The organism is Brevibacillus sp. HB1.2, from assembly GCF_013332495.1.
Lineage (GTDB): Bacteria > Bacillota > Bacilli > Brevibacillales > Brevibacillaceae > Brevibacillus > Brevibacillus porteri.
In genome coordinates, this window is the sequence record NZ_JABMIU010000021.1 from 32,212 (window position 1) to 49,236 (window position 17,025).

The 17,025-nt window shown below is 47.3% G+C and carries 28 protein-coding genes; 27 read left to right on the forward strand and 1 reads right to left on the reverse strand.

The window, feature by feature from the left end:
* Positions 1-106: 106 nt before the first annotated feature.
* From rpsL to HPY28_RS27740, 5 genes are all read left to right on the forward strand, one after another.
* Complete coding sequence (gene rpsL, locus HPY28_RS27720; RefSeq protein ID WP_005828873.1) at positions 107-550, forward strand: 30S ribosomal protein S12; 444 nt, start codon at positions 107-109, stop codon at positions 548-550.
* A gap of 54 nt (positions 551-604) precedes the next feature.
* On the forward strand, positions 605-1,075 hold the full coding sequence (gene rpsG, locus HPY28_RS27725; protein ID WP_007716226.1) for a 30S ribosomal protein S7: 471 nt from the start codon (positions 605-607) through the stop codon (positions 1,073-1,075).
* Positions 1,076-1,144: 69 nt separating this feature from the next.
* Entirely contained in the window at positions 1,145-3,223 is a 2,079-nt protein-coding gene (gene fusA, locus HPY28_RS27730) for an elongation factor G (RefSeq protein WP_017247042.1), read from the forward strand.
* Positions 3,224-3,343: 120 nt separating this feature from the next.
* The gene (tuf, locus tag HPY28_RS27735) at positions 3,344-4,534 is read left to right on the forward strand and encodes an elongation factor Tu (protein WP_017247043.1); all 1,191 of its coding nucleotides are present in this window, start codon (positions 3,344-3,346) and stop codon (positions 4,532-4,534) included.
* A gap of 153 nt (positions 4,535-4,687) precedes the next feature.
* On the forward strand, positions 4,688-5,623 hold the full coding sequence (locus HPY28_RS27740; protein ID WP_174231825.1) for a DMT family transporter: 936 nt from the start codon (positions 4,688-4,690) through the stop codon (positions 5,621-5,623).
* A gap of 25 nt (positions 5,624-5,648) precedes the next feature.
* Here the strand turns inward: HPY28_RS27740 and HPY28_RS27745 are convergent, their stop codons facing one another.
* Positions 5,649-6,035: a globin domain-containing protein gene (locus HPY28_RS27745; protein ID WP_017247045.1), complete on the reverse strand. Its 387-nt coding sequence runs from the start codon at positions 6,033-6,035 to the stop codon at positions 5,649-5,651.
* A 356-nt stretch (positions 6,036-6,391) separates the two neighbouring features.
* On the opposite strand from HPY28_RS27745, the gene rpsJ reads away from it, so the two are divergent.
* The 22 genes from rpsJ to secY all read left to right on the forward strand — a co-directional run bounded on the left by rpsJ (position 6,392) and on the right by secY (position 16,990).
* Positions 6,392-6,700, forward strand: a complete 309-nt coding sequence (rpsJ, locus tag HPY28_RS27750; RefSeq protein WP_007716236.1) for a 30S ribosomal protein S10 — start codon at positions 6,392-6,394, stop codon at positions 6,698-6,700.
* Positions 6,701-6,847: 147 nt separating this feature from the next.
* Positions 6,848-7,477: a 50S ribosomal protein L3 gene (gene rplC, locus HPY28_RS27755; protein WP_174231826.1), complete on the forward strand. Its 630-nt coding sequence runs from the start codon at positions 6,848-6,850 to the stop codon at positions 7,475-7,477.
* A 20-nt stretch (positions 7,478-7,497) separates the two neighbouring features.
* Positions 7,498-8,121, forward strand: a complete 624-nt coding sequence (rplD, locus tag HPY28_RS27760) for a 50S ribosomal protein L4 (RefSeq protein ID WP_017247048.1) — start codon at positions 7,498-7,500, stop codon at positions 8,119-8,121.
* A complete protein-coding gene (rplW, locus tag HPY28_RS27765) occupies positions 8,121-8,411 on the forward strand; it encodes a 50S ribosomal protein L23 (RefSeq protein ID WP_007716243.1) in 291 nt (96 codons plus the stop codon). The genes rplD and rplW overlap by 1 nt, the downstream gene beginning before the upstream one ends.
* 32 nt (positions 8,412-8,443) lie before the next feature.
* On the forward strand, positions 8,444-9,274 hold the full coding sequence (gene rplB, locus HPY28_RS27770) for a 50S ribosomal protein L2 (protein ID WP_007716245.1): 831 nt from the start codon (positions 8,444-8,446) through the stop codon (positions 9,272-9,274).
* A gap of 49 nt (positions 9,275-9,323) precedes the next feature.
* Entirely contained in the window at positions 9,324-9,605 is a 282-nt protein-coding gene (rpsS, locus tag HPY28_RS27775; protein ID WP_007716246.1) for a 30S ribosomal protein S19, read from the forward strand.
* Positions 9,606-9,634: 29 nt separating this feature from the next.
* Complete coding sequence (gene rplV, locus HPY28_RS27780) at positions 9,635-9,967, forward strand: 50S ribosomal protein L22 (RefSeq protein ID WP_017247049.1); 333 nt, start codon at positions 9,635-9,637, stop codon at positions 9,965-9,967.
* Between the two features lie 13 nt (positions 9,968-9,980).
* The gene (gene rpsC / locus HPY28_RS27785) at positions 9,981-10,643 is read left to right on the forward strand and encodes a 30S ribosomal protein S3 (RefSeq protein WP_007716248.1); all 663 of its coding nucleotides are present in this window, start codon (positions 9,981-9,983) and stop codon (positions 10,641-10,643) included.
* A gap of 2 nt (positions 10,644-10,645) precedes the next feature.
* Positions 10,646-11,080 (forward strand): 50S ribosomal protein L16, encoded by a 435-nt coding sequence (gene rplP, locus HPY28_RS27790; RefSeq protein ID WP_007716249.1) that lies wholly within the window; start codon positions 10,646-10,648, stop codon positions 11,078-11,080.
* A complete protein-coding gene (rpmC, locus tag HPY28_RS27795) occupies positions 11,070-11,267 on the forward strand; it encodes a 50S ribosomal protein L29 (protein WP_007716250.1) in 198 nt (65 codons plus the stop codon). The genes rplP and rpmC overlap by 11 nt, the downstream gene beginning before the upstream one ends.
* Before the next feature lie 22 nt (positions 11,268-11,289).
* On the forward strand, positions 11,290-11,556 hold the full coding sequence (rpsQ, locus tag HPY28_RS27800) for a 30S ribosomal protein S17 (protein WP_007716251.1): 267 nt from the start codon (positions 11,290-11,292) through the stop codon (positions 11,554-11,556).
* A 42-nt stretch (positions 11,557-11,598) separates the two neighbouring features.
* Complete coding sequence (rplN, locus tag HPY28_RS27805; protein WP_017247050.1) at positions 11,599-11,967, forward strand: 50S ribosomal protein L14; 369 nt, start codon at positions 11,599-11,601, stop codon at positions 11,965-11,967.
* Between the two features lie 49 nt (positions 11,968-12,016).
* On the forward strand, positions 12,017-12,331 hold the full coding sequence (gene rplX / locus HPY28_RS27810; RefSeq protein ID WP_017247051.1) for a 50S ribosomal protein L24: 315 nt from the start codon (positions 12,017-12,019) through the stop codon (positions 12,329-12,331).
* A 26-nt stretch (positions 12,332-12,357) separates the two neighbouring features.
* Complete coding sequence (gene rplE, locus HPY28_RS27815; protein ID WP_007716254.1) at positions 12,358-12,900, forward strand: 50S ribosomal protein L5; 543 nt, start codon at positions 12,358-12,360, stop codon at positions 12,898-12,900.
* Between the two features lie 24 nt (positions 12,901-12,924).
* On the forward strand, positions 12,925-13,110 hold the full coding sequence (locus HPY28_RS27820) for a type Z 30S ribosomal protein S14 (protein WP_005828830.1): 186 nt from the start codon (positions 12,925-12,927) through the stop codon (positions 13,108-13,110).
* A gap of 27 nt (positions 13,111-13,137) precedes the next feature.
* Positions 13,138-13,536, forward strand: a complete 399-nt coding sequence (gene rpsH, locus HPY28_RS27825; RefSeq protein WP_007716262.1) for a 30S ribosomal protein S8 — start codon at positions 13,138-13,140, stop codon at positions 13,534-13,536.
* A gap of 35 nt (positions 13,537-13,571) precedes the next feature.
* Positions 13,572-14,108: a 50S ribosomal protein L6 gene (gene rplF / locus HPY28_RS27830; RefSeq protein ID WP_017247052.1), complete on the forward strand. Its 537-nt coding sequence runs from the start codon at positions 13,572-13,574 to the stop codon at positions 14,106-14,108.
* 32 nt (positions 14,109-14,140) lie between these two features.
* The gene (rplR, locus tag HPY28_RS27835; RefSeq protein ID WP_017247053.1) at positions 14,141-14,503 is read left to right on the forward strand and encodes a 50S ribosomal protein L18; all 363 of its coding nucleotides are present in this window, start codon (positions 14,141-14,143) and stop codon (positions 14,501-14,503) included.
* Positions 14,504-14,521: 18 nt separating this feature from the next.
* Positions 14,522-15,019, forward strand: coding sequence for a 30S ribosomal protein S5 (gene rpsE, locus HPY28_RS27840; protein ID WP_007716268.1), 498 nt, complete (start codon positions 14,522-14,524; stop codon positions 15,017-15,019).
* Positions 15,020-15,035: 16 nt separating this feature from the next.
* Positions 15,036-15,221 carry a 50S ribosomal protein L30 gene (gene rpmD / locus HPY28_RS27845; RefSeq protein ID WP_007716270.1) on the forward strand — a complete coding sequence of 62 codons (186 nt, stop codon included), beginning with the start codon at positions 15,036-15,038 and terminating at the stop codon, positions 15,219-15,221.
* A gap of 33 nt (positions 15,222-15,254) precedes the next feature.
* Positions 15,255-15,695 carry a 50S ribosomal protein L15 gene (rplO, locus tag HPY28_RS27850; RefSeq protein ID WP_007716272.1) on the forward strand — a complete coding sequence of 147 codons (441 nt, stop codon included), beginning with the start codon at positions 15,255-15,257 and terminating at the stop codon, positions 15,693-15,695.
* Complete coding sequence (gene secY / locus HPY28_RS27855; protein WP_017247054.1) at positions 15,695-16,990, forward strand: preprotein translocase subunit SecY; 1,296 nt, start codon at positions 15,695-15,697, stop codon at positions 16,988-16,990. The genes rplO and secY overlap by 1 nt, the downstream gene beginning before the upstream one ends.
* Positions 16,991-17,025: the final 35 nt, after the last annotated feature.

Consider the following 17,025-nt stretch of genomic DNA (forward strand, 5'->3'; position numbering starts at 1 on the left):
GGTTACACGTTGCGTAATACTGGACAAGGACTTTCTATTTGACCTAAAAATGACTCACCTGGATCTGTGGTCTTGAAGATTGGGTATTAAGAAGGGAGGTAACATCATGCCTACAATTAACCAATTGGTGCGTAAAGGTCGCGAGGATAAGGTTGTGAAGTCGAAGTCCCCAGCTCTTCAAAAGGGGTACAACAGCTTCAAGAAAAGCCAAACCAACCAAAGCTCTCCTCAAAAACGTGGTGTTTGCACTCGTGTAGGTACCATGACTCCGAAAAAACCGAACTCCGCGTTGCGTAAATACGCTCGTGTGCGTTTGACAAACGGAATCGAGGTAACAGCTTACATCGGTGGTATTGGCCACAACCTGCAAGAACATAGCGTCGTGCTGGTGCGCGGCGGTCGTGTAAAAGACTTGCCAGGGGTACGCTACCATATCGTTCGTGGTGCACTTGACACTGCTGGTGTGAACAACCGTAAACAAGGTCGTTCCAAGTACGGTACTAAGCGTCCGAAGCCAGGTCAAGCAGCAGCTGCAGCGAAAAAGAAATAAGACAAACGCCTGTGAAGTGGCGTGACTTTATATCGAAAAGAAGGAGGGAATACGATGCCTCGTAAAGGTCCTGTAACCCGTCGTGACGTGCTGCCAGATCCTATTCACAACAGCAAGTTGGTTACTCGCTTGATTAACCGCCTGATGTTGGATGGTAAGCGTGGTGTAGCTCAGAACATTCTCTACAACGCATTTGACATCATCCAGGAGCGCACAGGTCGCAACCCGATGGAAGTGTTTGAAGAAGCACTGAAAAACGTAATGCCAGTACTGGAAGTTAAAGCTCGCCGTGTAGGTGGTGCTAACTACCAAGTACCAATCGAAGTAAAACCGGAGCGCCGTACCACTCTTGGTCTGCGTTGGATGGTTAACTACTCCCGTAACCGTGGAGAGAAAACCATGGAACAACGTCTTGCTAACGAGATCATGGACGCTGCTAACAACACCGGTGCAGCAGTTAAAAAGCGTGAAGACACGCACAAGATGGCTGAAGCGAACAAAGCGTTTGCTCACTATCGCTGGTAGGAATTGAATCGGGTGTCCGTATTGGATACCCGTTTATTCTCAAACTCGAGTATGGAAGGAGCATACCTAATGGCTCGCGAGTTCTCTTTGCCGAATACGCGTAATATCGGTATCATGGCTCACATCGATGCTGGTAAGACGACGACTACTGAGCGTATTCTGTTCTACACTGGTCGCGTTCATAAAATTGGTGAGGTGCACGAAGGTGCAGCAACCATGGACTGGATGGAACAAGAGCAAGAGCGTGGTATCACGATCACTTCGGCTGCTACTACTGCTCAATGGGCTGGTCATCGTATCAACATCATCGATACACCAGGCCACGTAGACTTCACTGTAGAAGTTGAGCGCTCCCTGCGCGTTCTTGACGGTGCTGTAACCGTTTTTGACGCAAAAGGTGGCGTTGAGCCACAAACCGAAACCGTATGGCGCCAAGCTGACCGCTATGGCGTACCACGCATGTGCTACATCAACAAAATGGATATCATGGGTGCTAACTTCGATATGTGCTTGGGTCAGATCAAATCTCGCCTGGGTGCAAATCCTGTAGCAATCCAATATCCAATCGGTGCAGAAGATCAATTCAAAGGTATGGTTGACCTGATCGAAATGAAGGCAATCGTATATACCGATGATTTGGGTAAAACTTCTGACTCCGCTGAAATCCCTGCTGACCTGCTCGCTCGTTGCGAAGAACTTCGTATGGCGATGGTTGAGGCAGCTGCGGAACAAGACGAAGAGCTCATGATGAAGTACTTGGAAGGCGAAGAGCTGACCAACGACGAAATCCGTGCTGCTCTGCGTAAGGGTACTATTGAGTGCAAACTGACGCCGGTAATGTGCGGTTCTTCTTACAAGAACAAAGGTGTTCAGCCTATGCTGGACAACGTAGTATCTTACCTGCCGTCTCCAGTAGATATCCCTGCAATTAAAGGTACATTGCCAGACACTGAAGATGAAGTTGATCGTCCAGCTGACGACAACGGTCCGTTCTCTGCTCTTGCGTTCAAGATCATGACTGACCCGTATGTTGGTCGTTTGACATTCTTCCGTGTATACTCCGGTGTACTGAATTCCGGTTCTTACGTTCTCAACTCTACTAAGGGTAAACGTGAGCGTGTAGGCCGTATCCTGCAAATGCACGCAAACCACCGTGAAGAGATCCAAACGGTTTACTCCGGTGACATTGCAGCAGCTGTAGGTTTGAAAGATACAACAACTGGTGATACTCTGTGTGATGAAAAGGCTCCTGTAATCCTCGAGTCTATGGACTTCCCAGAGCCAGTTATCTCTGTTGCGATCGAACCAAAATCCAAAGCAGACCAAGACAAGATGGGTATCGGCCTGTCCAAACTGGCTGAAGAGGATCCAACGTTCAGAACTCGTACAGATGAAGAGACTGGTCAAACTATCATCTCCGGTATGGGTGAACTTCACTTGGAGATCATCGTTGACCGTCTGAAACGCGAATTTAAAGTTGAGTCGAACGTAGGTGCTCCACAGGTTGCTTACCGTGAAACATTCCGTAACGCAGCGAAAGTGGAAGGTAAATTCGTTCGTCAGTCCGGCGGTCGTGGTCAATACGGTCACGTTTGGGTGGAATTTGCTCCACTCGAAGCTGGTCAAGGCTTCCAATTCGAAAACAAAATCGTTGGTGGTGTAGTACCACGCGAATACATCCCTGCTGTTCAAGCGGGTATCGAAGAGTCCATGAAAAATGGTGTTATCGCCGGCTTCCCGCTGGTTGATATCAAAGCTACTATCGTAGACGGTAGCTACCATGATGTTGACTCCAACGAGATGGCATTTAAAGTAGCAGGTTCCCTCGCATTGAAGGAAGCTGCGAAAAAATGTGGCGCAGTACTGCTCGAGCCAATCATGAAAGTAGAAGTTACAATGCCAGAAGAGTACATGGGCGACGTAATGGGCGACCTGAACTCCCGCCGCGGTCGTATCGAAGGTATGGAAGCTCGTGCAAATGCACAAGTAATCCGTGCGATGGTACCACTGTCCGAGATGTTCGGTTACTCCACAATTCTTCGTTCCCGTACCCAAGGCCGTGGCGTTTACTCCATGGTGATCGACCACTACGAAGAAGTACCTAAATTTATCGCTGAAGAGATCATCAAGAAATCTAAAGGCGAATAATTACAGGTTACAGCTTTATCTTGCAATCAGAAAGGTTTACAATATGGAAGGGACAACCATTCGTAAGGTAAACCTTTCTTCAAACCATAAAACCCTTATCTATAAGGAGGCTTTCCTCTCATGGCAAAAGCGAAATTTGAGCGTAATAAACCACACGTTAACATTGGTACTATCGGTCACGTTGACCATGGTAAAACTACCCTGACTGCTGCTATTACAACTGTATTGGCACAGAGCGGTAAAGCACAAGCTATGAACTATGCTGCAATTGACGCTGCTCCAGAAGAAAAAGAGCGCGGTATCACAATCAACACTGCTCACGTTGAGTACGAAACTGACAACCGTCACTATGCTCACGTTGACTGCCCTGGTCACGCTGACTACGTGAAAAACATGATTACTGGTGCTGCTCAAATGGACGGCGCTATCCTGGTTGTATCCGCAGCTGATGGCCCTATGCCACAAACTCGCGAGCACATCCTGCTCTCCAAGCAAGTAGGCGTACCTTACATCGTAGTATTCATGAACAAATGCGACATGGTAGACGATGAAGAGTTGTTGGAACTGGTTGAAATGGAAATCCGTGACCTGTTGTCTCAATATGAGTTCCCAGGTGACGACACTCCAGTAATCAAAGGTTCTGCTAAAGAAGCTTTGGATAACCCAACTGGTGACTGGGCTAAGAAAATTGTTGAGCTGATGGAAGCTGTAGATTCCTACATCCCAACTCCTGAGCGCGCAACTGACAAGCCGTTCCTGATGCCTGTAGAGGACGTGTTCACGATCACTGGTCGTGGTACTGTTGCTACTGGTCGCGTAGAGCGCGGTGTAGTAAAAGTTGGTGACCAAGTTGAGATCATCGGTTTGGCTGAAGAAACAAAAACAACTACTGTAACTGGCGTTGAGATGTTCCGCAAATTGCTGGATTCCGCTCAAGCTGGTGACAACATCGGTGCTCTTCTGCGCGGTGTAGACCGTAACGACATCGAGCGTGGACAATGCTTGGCGAAACCAGGTTCCGTTAAGCCTTACACGAAGTTCAAAGCAGAAGTTTACGTTCTGTCCAAAGAAGAAGGCGGACGTCACACTCCTTTCTTTGCTAACTACCGTCCACAATTCTACTTCCGTACAACTGACGTAACAGGTATCATCCAACTGCCAGAAGGCGTTGAAATGATCATGCCTGGCGACAACACTGAGTTCACTGTAGAACTGATCGCTCCAGTAGCGATGGAACAAGGTACTCGCTTCGCGATTCGCGAAGGTGGCCGTACAGTAGGCGCAGGCGTTGTAGCTTCTATCGACGCTTAGGTTTTACTGATACACAAAACCCGACAACTTTGGTTGTCGGGTTTTTTTATGTGCTTTTATCGAATTTTTAAATAACTCCCATCAAAATCATTCAATTTGCCTCTCGTAGCAATATGCTACAATACCATCAGGATTGGATGGGGGATACTAGAGATGAAAAATAATGAGCGATTATTGTTTCTTATGCTTGCGGGTGTTGTCACGCTGTGGGGATTGAACGTGGTCATGGTCAAATATTTAGCAACGTTCCCTCCATTATATGTCGCCGCCATACGCATGACTGTCGGTGGAATCTGTTTATCGCCACTCATCTTCTTATACAGAAAGAGTTTGCGATTTAGCAAAACAGATTGGTTTTTGTTGGCTGGAGTCGGTGCTAGTTCTATCGCGCTTCATCAAATAACGCTTGCGGCGGGTGTTCAATATACGACAGCAGGAAATGCATCGCTTATTCTTGGATTAAATCCATTGGCAACGGCGCTCTTGGCGATGCTTCTCTTAGGGGAAGGCATGTCGTTGAAAAAAGGGCTTGGCATTGGAATGGGCTTTGCCGGAGTATTGATTGTCGTTATCTCTCAGCACGGTGGCCTTCATATGAATGGCTGGGGAGATGCCATTATGTTTTTCTCCATGCTCATGTATGTAACGGGTGGTTTACTCATACGGAAATTGGTCGTAAGAGGGGTACCGGTACTTTTAATTACGGCTTTATCGCAAATGTTTGGGGTCATCTTCTTGTGGGGAGTTGCATTGACTGTTCAACCAGCTTCCTATTATCTTTCTTTGGACGTTTCTACCTTCCAGTGGCTTGTGATATTTGCTTCAGGTGCGCTATCAACTGCGCTCGGCTCGATCGGCTGGAATTATGGGATACGTCAGCTGGGAGCGAGTCGAACGGCTGTTTTCCTAAATGGAATGCCAATGGCCAGTTTGGTATTTGCGGCGATATTCCTGGGGGAAAGCCTTCAACTCGTACATTTACTAGCACTGTGTATGATCGTAGGCGGTGTTTATTTGGGATCGCGTAGCCTGGTGGGAGCGAAAGTCACACGGGCGGCAGCAACGCCTGAAATAACAACAAAAGCGTAGGACAGTAATTGTCCTACGCTTTTTCTTATTGATCCCACTTATTGACCATATGGTGGGCGGTTAAACGCAAGCGATCAAAGATTTGCTTCCGAATCTCGCCTTCGAGTCCAGTCAGATCCATGGCTTTATCCATACAAGCGAGCCAAGCCTCTGCCTGTATAGGTCCAATAGGGAACGGCATGTGTCGTGCTCTCAGCATTGGATGGCCATGGGCGTCCGAATACAGGCTTGGACCACCGAGAAACTGTGTCAAAAACTGATATTGTCGCTCCTTCACTTGCGTTAAATCTTCAGGGAAGAGTTCGGTAATATCGGGATGCTGCTTTACCAGATCATAAAAGGTATCGACAAGACGGGTCAAGGTATCTGCACCGCCAATGATTTCATAAGGGGTTTGATTCACATCAGACATTGAGGAAAACCTCCATTTCATAACGATTACAATCATAAGTATAACGTCTTCCTTCTATTATAGATAGATTGCTCGGCGAGTTGGCAGGTAATCCCGCTTGCCTTTCTTCGCAGAAATCTGTAAGATGATCAAGGTGAGTCATTCAGTAGGCACACCATGTACAAAAAAATATACGGAAACCCAAGAAAAAACTTGCGTTGCCCAGATCTTTTTAGTACAATATTGAATGTTGGTCATGGACTTGCGATGATGTGGGAGGTTGCTGACACACCCGGGCCCTTTGCCATGACTGGGGTGCAGGATATTTCCACGGAGAAATGTCTGTTTTAAAAATGGGCGAAAAAGGAGGGACTTCAATGGCAAAGCAAAAGATTCGTATTCGTTTGAAGGCGTATGATCACAAAATCCTGGATCAGTCCGCAGAGAAAATCGTGGACACTGCGAAACGTTCCGGTGCTAACGTATCCGGTCCAATTCCACTTCCTACGGAGAAAGCAATTTACACGATCCTGCGTGCGGTTCATAAGTACAAAGATTCTCGTGAGCAATTCGAGATGCGTACACATAAACGTTTGATCGATATCTTGAATCCAACACCACAAACAGTAGATGCTCTGATGCGTCTAGATCTGCCATCTGGTGTGGACATCGAGATTAAACTGTAAGGTCCCAAAAAGCGATACACGCGCAGACGTTGTCTTGATAAGCGTGTTATACCAAGCAACAAACCCTTAAATGGCACCCCTGCGCATCGATGGGGACTTGATACAACATAAAGCGTTTTACTGAAATAAGCACAGGAGGTGGCACAAATGACCAAAGGAATCTTAGGGAAAAAACTTGGAATGAGTCAAGTTTTTGGTCCAAACGGAACAGCGATTGCTGTAACGGTTATCGAGGCAGGTTCTAACGTAGTTCTTCAGAAGAAAGACGTTGCGAACGACGGTTATGAAGCAATTCAAATCGGCTTCGAAGACAAAAAAGAACAGCGCGCTAACAAGCCGGAAAAAGGCCATGCAGCAAAAGCTAACACTGCTCCTAAGCGCTTCATTCGCGAAATTCGCGGAGTAAACCTCGCTGACTATGAGGTTGGTCAAGAGTTGAAGGCTGACATTTTTGCTGAGGGAGAATTCGTTGACGTTGCCGGCGTAACCAAGGGTAAAGGTTTCCAAGGTGCGATCAAACGTCACAATCAATCCCGCGGTCCTATGGCTCACGGTTCACGCTACCATCGCCGCCCAGGTTCTTTGGGTGCTGTCGATCCAGGTCGTGTATTTAAAGGCCAAACCCTGCCAGGTCAAATGGGTGGAGACAACGTTACCATTCAAAACCTGGAAGTGGTTAAAGTTATCGCAGAACGCAACTTGATTCTCGTAAAAGGCTCCGTGCCTGGTCCGAAAAACGGCTGCGTAATGGTTTCCACGGCAGTCAAGAAGAACTAGTAAGGAAAGGAGGAACTGACATGCCGAAAGTAGCTCTTTATAACCAAAGCGGTTCTCAAGTTGGCGAAATCGATCTGGCAGACAGCGTATTTGGGATTGAGCCTAACAGCGCAGTTCTGTACGATGCGATCGTGATGCAACAAGCATCCCAACGTCAAGGTACACATGATGTAAAGAACCGTTCTGAAGTACGTGGTGGTGGCCGCAAGCCATGGCGCCAAAAAGGTACAGGACGTGCACGCCAAGGTTCCATTCGCTCTCCGCAATGGAAAGGTGGCGGTGTTGTATTCGGTCCAACTCCGCGCAAATATGGTTACAAACTGAACCGTAAAGTTCGCCGTTTGGCACTGAAATCCGCACTCTCCGCAAAAGTACAAAGCAATGAAATGTTGGTTTTGGATGCTCTGAACATTGCAGCTCCTAAAACTAAAGAAATGACAGTTGTTCTGAACAACTTGAAAGCAGATCGCAAAGTTCTGATCGTTACTTCCGAGTACGACCAAAACGTAGCTCTTGCTTCCCGCAATATTCCAGGTGCAAAAATCGTAGATGCTGCAGGCATTAACGTTCTTGATCTGGTAGCGCATGACAAAGTAATCGTGACGAAAGAAGCGATTGCGAAAGTAGAGGAGGTGCTCGCCTAATGAAGAGCCTTCATGATGTCCTTAAACGCCCTGTCATTACCGAGCGCACCACTGACATGATGGCTGAGAAAAAGTACGTATTCGAAGTACCTCTCAAAGCCAACAAGACAGAAATCAAACAAGCAGTTGAAAAAGTATTTGGCGTAAAAGTAGAAGCAGTTAACACAGTTCGTGTACCTGCGAAACCAAAACGCTACGGAAAATACTCCGGTTACACATCCGAGTGGAAGAAAGCAATCGTTAAGCTGACTGATGACAGCAAAGAATTGGCCTTCTACGAGGGAGTATAACCTCGACGACTACCGAAAAGGAGGGTATTAACATGGGTATCAAAAAGTTTAAACCGACTTCTCCTGGTCGTCGCCAAATGACGGTTTCTACTTTCGAGGAGATCACCACGTCGACTCCCGAAAAATCCTTGTTGGCGCCTCTCAGCAAAAAAGCTGGTCGCAACAACCAAGGTAGAATTACCGTTCGTCATCAAGGTGGCGGTCACAAACGTAAATACCGTATTATCGACTTCAAACGTAACAAAGATGGTATCATTGGTCGCGTAGCAACCATTGAATACGATCCAAACCGTTCCGCTAACATCGCGCTGATCAACTATGCAGACGGTGAAAAGCGTTACATTATCGCTCCACAAAACCTGAAAGTGGGCGACCAGATTGTATCCGGAGCAGATGCCGACATCAAAATCGGTAACGCACTGCCAATGGAGAAAATCCCGGTAGGTACTACCATCCACAACATCGAGCTGAAACCTGGTAAGGGTGGCCAATTGGTTCGCGCTGCTGGTACTTCTGCTCAATTGCTTGGTCGTGATGGTGAATTCGTAATCGTACGCCTGTCTTCCGGTGAAACTCGCCGCATTCATAACGTATGCCGCGCTACCATCGGTCAAGTAGGTAACCAAGATCACGAATTGCTGAACATCGGTAAAGCAGGACGTTCCCGCTGGTTGGGTATTCGCCCGACAGTTCGCGGTAGCGTAATGAACCCTAACGATCACCCACACGGTGGTGGTGAAGGTCGCGCTCCAATCGGTCGTAAGGCTCCTGTTACTCCTTGGGGTAAACCAACCCTGGGTCTCAAGACTCGTAAGAAGAAGAACAAGTCCGACCAGTACATCATCCGCCGCCGTAAAAAGTAAGGTAGGCTGATACTATAACCGAACGCCTATGGCGAAGGGAGGTTCACTAATGGGACGTAGCTTAAAAAAGGGTCCTTTCGTGGATGACCACTTGATGAAAAAAGTTGACGAGCAAAATGAAAAGAACGAGAAACGCGTGATCAAAACATGGTCTCGCCGTTCCACCATCTTCCCTGATTTCGTAGGACACACGTTTGCAGTTTACGATGGCCGCAAACATGTACCTGTATACGTATCGGAAGACATGGTTGGTCATAAATTGGGTGAATTCGCACCAACTCGTACCTTCAAGGGTCACGTCGACAACGACAAGAAGTCCAAGAAGCGCTAATTTTCTCTTGACAGAGAGGAGGTACAAAGATGGAAGCAAAAGCAGTTGCACGGAATATTCGCATCGCGTCTCGTAAAGTCCGCCTGGTGGTTGACTTGATCAGAGGCAAGCAAGTAGGTGAAGCTTTGGCGATCTTGAAACACACGCCAAAGGCAGCTTCTCCAGTTGTTGAAAAGCTCCTGAAATCGGCTATTGCAAACGCTGAGCACAACTATGAGCTGGATCCAAATAGCTTGGTAGTAGGCAAAATCTTCGTAGACCAAGGTCCTACGTTGAAGCGTTTCCGTCCGCGCGCTATGGGTCGCGCTAGCCGCATCCATAAACGCACGAGCCACATCACAGTGGTACTAAACGAGAAATAAGGAGGGATTACGTGTGGGTCAAAAGGTAAGCCCGGTAGGTCTTCGGATCGGTGTCATTCGTGACTGGGAGTCCAAATGGTACGCTGACAAGGACTTCGCAACTCTGTTGCACGAAGACTTGAAAATCCGTAAGTATGTAAAAGGGCGTCTGAAGGATGCTGCTGTATCCACGATCGAAATCGAACGCGCAGCTAATCGCGTAAACGTTACGATTCACACCGCTAAGCCTGGTATGGTAATTGGTAAAGGTGGTTCAGAGGTTGAAACTCTGCGCAAAACTTTGACCGAACTGACTGGCAAACGCGTTCATATCAACATCAACGAAGTAAAACGTCCGGATCTGGATGCTACTCTTGTAGCTGAAAATATTGCACGCCAATTGGAAAACCGCATTTCTTTCCGCCGTGCGCAAAAGCAATCGATCACTCGTTCGCTGCGCTCTGGTGCTAAAGGTATCAAAACCTTGGTAAGCGGTCGTCTTGGCGGCGCGGACATCGCACGTTCTGAAGGTTACAGCGAAGGTACTGTTCCGCTTCACACATTGCGCGCTGACATCGACTACGGTACTGCTGAAGCACATACCACTTATGGTCGCATCGGTGTTAAAGTGTGGATCTATCGTGGAGAAGTCCTTCCAGCGAGAAAGAACGTCGCTACTGAGGAAGGAGGCAAGTAATCATGTTGACGCCAAAACGCGTGAAACACCGTAAACAACACCGCGGGAAAATGGCAGGTAACGCAAAAGGCGGTACCACTGTTGCGTTCGGTGAATACGGATTGCAAGCAATGGAACCATCTTGGGTAACCAACCGTCAAATCGAGGCTGCCCGTATTGCAATGACCCGTTACATTAAACGTGGTGGTAAAGTCTGGATTAAAATTTTCCCTGACAAACCAGTTACACAAAAACCGCTCGAAGTACGGATGGGTTCCGGTAAAGGTTCTCCTGAGAAATGGGTAGCGGTAGTGAAGCCAGGCAAGATCATGTTTGAACTTGCTGGTGTTCCTGAAGAAGTCGCTCGCGAAGCTATGCGTCTGGCTATGCACAAACTGCCTATCAAGTGCAAGTTCGTGAAGCGTGAAGAAGTGGGTGGTGACGCACATGAAGGCTAATGAGTACCGTAATTTGACCACTGCCGAGCTCGAACAAAACGTTACTTCTTTGAAAGAAGAGTTGTTCAACCTTCGTTTCCAGTTGGCTACCGGTCAACTCGAAACCACATCTCGTATCAAACAAGTGCGTAAGGATATTGCTCGTGCGAAAACCGTCCTGCGCCAGAGAGAATTGGGAATCGGCTAATTATAGGAAGGAGGTTTGAACGATGACCGCAGATCGCAATATGCGTCGAACCGTTGTAGGTCGCGTCGTTTCCGACAAGATGGATAAAACCATTGTTGTTCTTGTTGAAACTTACAAGACACACCCATTGTACGGTAAACGCATGAAATTCTCCAAAAAGTTCAAGGCTCACGATGAGAACAACGCAGCAAAAGTTGGCGACATCGTAGAAATCATGGAAACTCGCCCATTGTCTAAAGACAAGCGTTTCCGTATGGTACGTATCGTTGAAGAGGCAGTAATCGTATAAGTCAGATTTTCGGATAGATAAATCCGAAAGGAGGAACAGTAAATGATCCAAACTCAAACGAGATTGGCTGTTGCTGACAACTCCGGTGCTAAGGAACTCATGTGCATCAAGGTTCTGGGTGGTTCCGGTCGCAAAACGGCGAACATCGGGGATGTTATCGTGTGCTCCGTAAAATCCGCTACACCCGGCGGCGTTGTCAAGAAAGGTCAAGTAGTTAAAGCGGTTGTAGTACGCACAGCAAGTGGCGTTCGTCGTAACGATGGTTCTTACATCAAGTTCGATGAGAATGCAGCTGTAGTTATCAAAGACGATCAATCCCCTCGTGGTACTCGTATCTTTGGACCTGTGGCTCGTGAGCTCCGCGATAAGGATTTCATGAAGATCATCTCTCTGGCTCCAGAGGTTATCTAATTGAACGGCAAAACTCAGGCAGTTTGTTCGATAGGAGGTGCACCAAGCGATGCACGTTAAAAAAGGCGACACTGTTATCGTAAATGCGGGCAAAGATAAAGGCAAAAAAGGTCGCGTTCTCGCTGCTTATCCGAAGAAAGAACGCGTTCTGGTTGAAGGTATCAACCTCGTGAAGAAACACAGCCGTCCGTCCCAAGCTAACCCGCAAGGTGGCATTGTGACTCAAGAAGCAGCTATTCACGTATCCAACGTATCTTTGATCGATCCGAAGTCCGGAAAAGCTACTCGCATCGGTTACAAAGTATTGGATAGCGGCAAGAAAGTTCGGTACGCGAAAAAGTCTGGCGAAGTACTCGACAAGTAGTCAGGTTGGAAAGGAGGATATCCTAGATGGCAACAAGATTGAAAGAAAAGTATACGAGCGAAATCGTGCCTGGCTTGATGAGCAAGTTCAACTACACTTCCATCATGCAAGTGCCGAAAGTAGAAAAGATCATCATCAATATGGGTGTAGGCGAAGCGGTAGCTAACGCTAAGTCCTTGGATACTGCAATTGAAGACCTGCAAATCATCGCTGGTCAAAAGCCTGTAGTAACAAAGGCTAAGAAATCCATCGCGGGTTTCAAATTGCGTGAAGGTATGCCGATCGGTGCAAAGGTTACTCTGCGCGGCGAGCGTATGTACCACTTCCTCGACAAATTGATGAACGTATCTCTCCCGCGTGTTCGTGACTTCCGTGGAATTTCTTCCAAGGCTTTTGACGGTCGCGGTAACTACACACTCGGTCTGAAGGAACAACTGATCTTCCCTGAGATCGAGTACGATAAAATTGATAAAGTTCGTGGTATGGACATCGTTATTGTTACTTCCGCGAAAACGGATGAGGAAGCTCGTGAGTTGCTGACTCAAATGGGTATGCCATTCCGTAAATAAACCCACTCGTAAGGAGGGAAGAATGTGGCAAAGAAATCAATGATCATCAAGCAACAGCGGCAGCCGAAGTTTGCAGTACGCGCGTACACTCGTTGCGAGCGTTGCGGACGTCCTCACTCCGTATTGCGCAAATTCAAACTCTGCCGTATTTGCTTCCGTGAACTTGCTTATAAAGGTCAAATTCCAGGCGTGAAAAAAGCAAGCTGGTAATTTGAAACGGGAAGGAGGTTTTCTCTCATGGTTATGACTGATCCAATCGCAGATATGTTGACACGTATTCGTAACGCCAACATGGTTCGCCACGAGAAAGTGGAAATCCCGGCGTCCACCATCAAGAAGGAAATCGCGCGCATTCTGAAAGAAGAAGGCTTCATCCGCGATGCGGAGTTTGTTGAAGACAACAAACAAGGAATCATCCGCGTATTCCTGAAATATGGTGCGAGCAACGAGCGCGTCATCACAGGTCTGAAACGTATCTCCAAGCCAGGACTTCGTGTTTATGCAAAGAACAATGAAGTACCTAAGGTTTTGGGTGGTCTCGGTTGCGCGATCATCTCTACATCCACTGGTGTAATGACTGACAAGCAAGCTCGTCAAGCACATGTTGGTGGAGAGGTTCTCGCATACATTTGGTAATTAATAGATCGTAAATAGCACAGGAGGTGCACCACATGTCTCGTGTCGGTAGAAAACCGATCGTGGTCCCTGCAGGCGTTACCCTCACTCTGAACGGTACTGAGCTGACGGTAAAAGGCCCTAAGGGTCAACTCGTTCGTAGCTTCCATGAAGATATCAAAATCAACATCGCTGAAAACGAAGTAGTAGTAGAGCGTCCAAGCGATAACAAACTTCACCGTTCCCTGCATGGTACGACTCGTGCGCTGGTATCCAACATGGTAACTGGCGTATCTGAAGGCTTCACTCGTACCCTGGAACTGGTCGGTGTAGGTTACCGTGCTGCCAAGTCTGGCAACGGTGTTACTCTCTCTCTTGGTTTCTCCCACCCAGTGGAAGTTACTCCAGAAGCGGGTATCGAAATCGATGTACCTAACCAAACGACTCTGATTGTTAAAGGTATCAATAAAGAGCGTGTAGGCCAAGTTGCTGCTGAGATTCGTTCCCTGCGCAAACCTGAGCCATACAAAGGTAAAGGTATCAAGTACAGCAATGAAGTGGTTCGTCGTAAAGAAGGTAAAAAAGGTAAATAAGCTTCTAGCTTCATGAGAAAGGAGGCCGCTTAATGTTTACGAAAGCTGATAAAAACAAAGCTCGGAAAAAACGTCATCTGCGAATCCGCAAACGCGTGATTGGTTCTACCATTCGCCCGCGTCTGAACGTATTCCGTTCTTCTAAGCACATCTACGCTCAATTGATCGACGATGCAACTGGCGTAACACTGGTATCCGCATCTTCTTTGGATAAAGAGCTGGGCCTGAATAATGGCGCTAACGTGGAAGCTGCTACAGCTGTTGGCACACTGATCGCTAAGCGTGCACAAGAAAAAGGTGCGACTGAAGTGATTTTTGACCGCGGTGGTTACATCTATCATGGACGTATTAAAGCACTGGCAGAAGCAGCTCGTGAAGCTGGTCTGCAATTCTAACAACAAGGAGGGTAAGGAATGCGTATCGACCCTAGCAAATTAGAGCTCGAAGAAAAAGTAGTCGCAGTTAACCGTGTAGCAAAAACGGTTAAAGGTGGACGTCGTATGAGCTTCAGCGCCTTGGTTGTTGTGGGAGACCGTAACGGCCACGTAGGTGCTGGTATGGGTAAAGCTCAAGAAGTTCCAGACGCCATTCGCAAAGCGATTGACGATGCTAAGAAAAAATTGATCCGTGTACCGATGAGAGGAACAACTGTTCCGCACCAAGTACTGTGCCAATTCGGCGCTGGTAAGGTTCTCATCAAGCCTGCTGCCCCTGGTACAGGTGTTATCGCTGGTGGACCTGTTCGTGCCGTACTCGAACTGGCTGGTGTAGGCGATATTTTGAGTAAGTCTCTTGGTTCCAACAATCCTATCAACATGGTCAACGCTACGCTGGAAGGCCTCGGCCGTCTGAAAACAGCGGAAGATGTCGCGAAATTGCGCGGTAAGACTGTTGACGAGTTGTTGGGTTAATAAGGAGGGAATGAAAATGGCAAAATTGCAAATCACCCTCAAACGCAGCTTGATTGGTCGCACTGTTGACCAACAAGATACTGTAAAAGCTCTGGGTCTTCGCAAAATCAACTCCACTGTAGTGAAGGAAGATAACGCTGCAATTCGTGGAATGGTTTTCAAAGTGAAGCACTTGGTTGAAGTGAAAGAAGTAGAAGCTTAATTGAACATCTCAATTAGTTAGGAGGTGCAACGTATGAAATTGCATGAACTGCAACCTGCAGAAGGATCCCGTCACACTCGTAAGCGCATCGGTCGCGGTATTGGTAGCGGTACTGGCAAAACTGCTGGTAAAGGTCACAAAGGTCAAAACGCTCGTTCCGGCGGAGGTGTTCGCCCAGGATTCGAGGGTGGTCAAAACCCATTGTACCGTCGTCTGCCTAAGCGTGGTTTCACTAACATCAGCCGCAAAGAATTTGCGATTGTTAGCTTGGACGCGCTGAACCGTTTCGAAGAGGGCACTGTAGTAACACCTGAGCTGTTGAAAGAAACAGGTGTTATCAGCGCGCTGCGCGACGGTGTTAAGGTTCTTGCTAACGGTGAACTGACTGTGAAGCTGACTGTAAAAGCTCACAAGTTCTCCGGAGCAGCTGCTGAGAAGATCGCTCAAGTCGGTGGAACAACCGAGGTGATCTAATGTTAGCGTCCTTAACTAACATTTTTAAAATTAGCGACCTTCGTCGCAAGATCCTTTTTACGCTCATGATGCTGGTTGTTTTCCGGATCGGAAGCTATGTGCCAGTTCCTAACGTAAATGTCGAGTTGTTTCAGCAGAATACAAACCAATTACTGGGCTTGTTGAACACCTTCTCAGGTGGAGCACTGCATAACTTCTCGATTTTTGCCATGGGTATCATGCCGTACATTACGGCATCGATTATCATGCAGCTGATGTCCATGGATGTTGTGCCTAAGCTTACGCAATGGGCACGTGAAGGGGAAGTTGGCCGTCGCAAGATTGCCACCGTTACCCGTTACGCTACCATCATCCTTGGTTTGATTCAGTCTGTAGGGATGACAATTGGATTCAACAATATGGCGCCTGGATTGCTAAACGACACGTCGGTTAGTAGCTATGCACTCATTGCGTTGACTTTGACAGCTGGGACCGCATTCATGATGTGGATGGGGGAACAGATTACGGAAAAGGGTATCGGTAACGGGATTTCGATCCTGATCGTTGCCGGGATCGTTGCTGGATTGCCTAATGCAGCTACGACGATTTACACCACGATGTTTGGTGATCCATCTGTAAATATCTTTTTCAGCATCGTCAAGGTTCTGCTTATCCTATTGGTGGTCCTCGCCATTATTGTCGGGGTTATCTTTATGCAGCAAGGTCTTCGTAAGATTCCAGTGCAATATGCGAAACGAGTGGTTGGACGCAAAATGTACGGTGGTCAATCTACCCACATTCCGCTAAAAATCAACTCTGCTGGTGTTATTCCTGTTATCTTTGCGGTATCGCTGGTAATGTTCCCGTCAACGATTGCTCAGTTCTGGGTGGATGCATCTGGACAAGGATTTGCTAACTGGATTTATCAGAACTTCCAAGTCAACAAACCATTAGGAATGACGCTCTACGCTATCTTGATTCTCGGATTCACCTACTTCTACACATTCGTACAGATCAACCCTGTACAAATGGCAGATAACATGAGAAAAAATGGCGGTTACATTCCTGGTATCCGACCTGGTAAAAACACTGAGGTATTCATTACTCGTACATTAAACCGGTTAACATTGGCGGGCGCTTTGTTCTTGATGCTTATTGCGATTTTGCCATTCTTCTTCGGTAGTATTGCAAACTTGCCGCAATCCATTTACATCGGTGGTACATCGCTGTTGATCGTGGTTGGGGTATGCTTGGATACAATGAAGCAGATTGAAAGCCAGATGATCAAACGCCACTACCAAGGGTTTATCAAGTAATGACTTAGATGTTTACAGAAAAGCTTCTGTAGCTT

What these genes read in the sequence shown, in the direction of transcription:
- rpsL (WP_005828873.1), top strand. Translation starts at nt 107, where the DNA reads ATGCCTACAATTAACCAATTGGTGCGTAAAGGTCGCGAGGATAAGGTT.
- rpsG (WP_007716226.1), top strand. Translation starts at nt 605, where the DNA reads ATGCCTCGTAAAGGTCCTGTAACCCGTCGTGACGTGCTGCCAGATCCT.
- fusA (WP_017247042.1), top strand. Translation starts at nt 1,145, where the DNA reads ATGGCTCGCGAGTTCTCTTTGCCGAATACGCGTAATATCGGTATCATG.
- tuf (WP_017247043.1), top strand. Translation starts at nt 3,344, where the DNA reads ATGGCAAAAGCGAAATTTGAGCGTAATAAACCACACGTTAACATTGGT.
- HPY28_RS27740 (WP_174231825.1), top strand. Translation starts at nt 4,688, where the DNA reads ATGAAAAATAATGAGCGATTATTGTTTCTTATGCTTGCGGGTGTTGTC.
- HPY28_RS27745 (WP_017247045.1), bottom strand. Translation starts at nt 6,035, where the DNA reads ATGTCTGATGTGAATCAAACCCCTTATGAAATCATTGGCGGTGCAGAT.
- rpsJ (WP_007716236.1), top strand. Translation starts at nt 6,392, where the DNA reads ATGGCAAAGCAAAAGATTCGTATTCGTTTGAAGGCGTATGATCACAAA.
- rplC (WP_174231826.1), top strand. Translation starts at nt 6,848, where the DNA reads ATGACCAAAGGAATCTTAGGGAAAAAACTTGGAATGAGTCAAGTTTTT.
- rplD (WP_017247048.1), top strand. Translation starts at nt 7,498, where the DNA reads ATGCCGAAAGTAGCTCTTTATAACCAAAGCGGTTCTCAAGTTGGCGAA.
- rplW (WP_007716243.1), top strand. Translation starts at nt 8,121, where the DNA reads ATGAAGAGCCTTCATGATGTCCTTAAACGCCCTGTCATTACCGAGCGC.
- rplB (WP_007716245.1), top strand. Translation starts at nt 8,444, where the DNA reads ATGGGTATCAAAAAGTTTAAACCGACTTCTCCTGGTCGTCGCCAAATG.
- rpsS (WP_007716246.1), top strand. Translation starts at nt 9,324, where the DNA reads ATGGGACGTAGCTTAAAAAAGGGTCCTTTCGTGGATGACCACTTGATG.
- rplV (WP_017247049.1), top strand. Translation starts at nt 9,635, where the DNA reads ATGGAAGCAAAAGCAGTTGCACGGAATATTCGCATCGCGTCTCGTAAA.
- rplP (WP_007716249.1), top strand. Translation starts at nt 10,646, where the DNA reads ATGTTGACGCCAAAACGCGTGAAACACCGTAAACAACACCGCGGGAAA.
- rpmC (WP_007716250.1), top strand. Translation starts at nt 11,070, where the DNA reads ATGAAGGCTAATGAGTACCGTAATTTGACCACTGCCGAGCTCGAACAA.
- rpsQ (WP_007716251.1), top strand. Translation starts at nt 11,290, where the DNA reads ATGACCGCAGATCGCAATATGCGTCGAACCGTTGTAGGTCGCGTCGTT.
- rplN (WP_017247050.1), top strand. Translation starts at nt 11,599, where the DNA reads ATGATCCAAACTCAAACGAGATTGGCTGTTGCTGACAACTCCGGTGCT.
- rplX (WP_017247051.1), top strand. Translation starts at nt 12,017, where the DNA reads ATGCACGTTAAAAAAGGCGACACTGTTATCGTAAATGCGGGCAAAGAT.
- rplE (WP_007716254.1), top strand. Translation starts at nt 12,358, where the DNA reads ATGGCAACAAGATTGAAAGAAAAGTATACGAGCGAAATCGTGCCTGGC.
- rpsH (WP_007716262.1), top strand. Translation starts at nt 13,138, where the DNA reads ATGGTTATGACTGATCCAATCGCAGATATGTTGACACGTATTCGTAAC.
- rplF (WP_017247052.1), top strand. Translation starts at nt 13,572, where the DNA reads ATGTCTCGTGTCGGTAGAAAACCGATCGTGGTCCCTGCAGGCGTTACC.
- rplR (WP_017247053.1), top strand. Translation starts at nt 14,141, where the DNA reads ATGTTTACGAAAGCTGATAAAAACAAAGCTCGGAAAAAACGTCATCTG.
- rpsE (WP_007716268.1), top strand. Translation starts at nt 14,522, where the DNA reads ATGCGTATCGACCCTAGCAAATTAGAGCTCGAAGAAAAAGTAGTCGCA.
- rpmD (WP_007716270.1), top strand. Translation starts at nt 15,036, where the DNA reads ATGGCAAAATTGCAAATCACCCTCAAACGCAGCTTGATTGGTCGCACT.
- rplO (WP_007716272.1), top strand. Translation starts at nt 15,255, where the DNA reads ATGAAATTGCATGAACTGCAACCTGCAGAAGGATCCCGTCACACTCGT.
- secY (WP_017247054.1), top strand. Translation starts at nt 15,695, where the DNA reads ATGTTAGCGTCCTTAACTAACATTTTTAAAATTAGCGACCTTCGTCGC.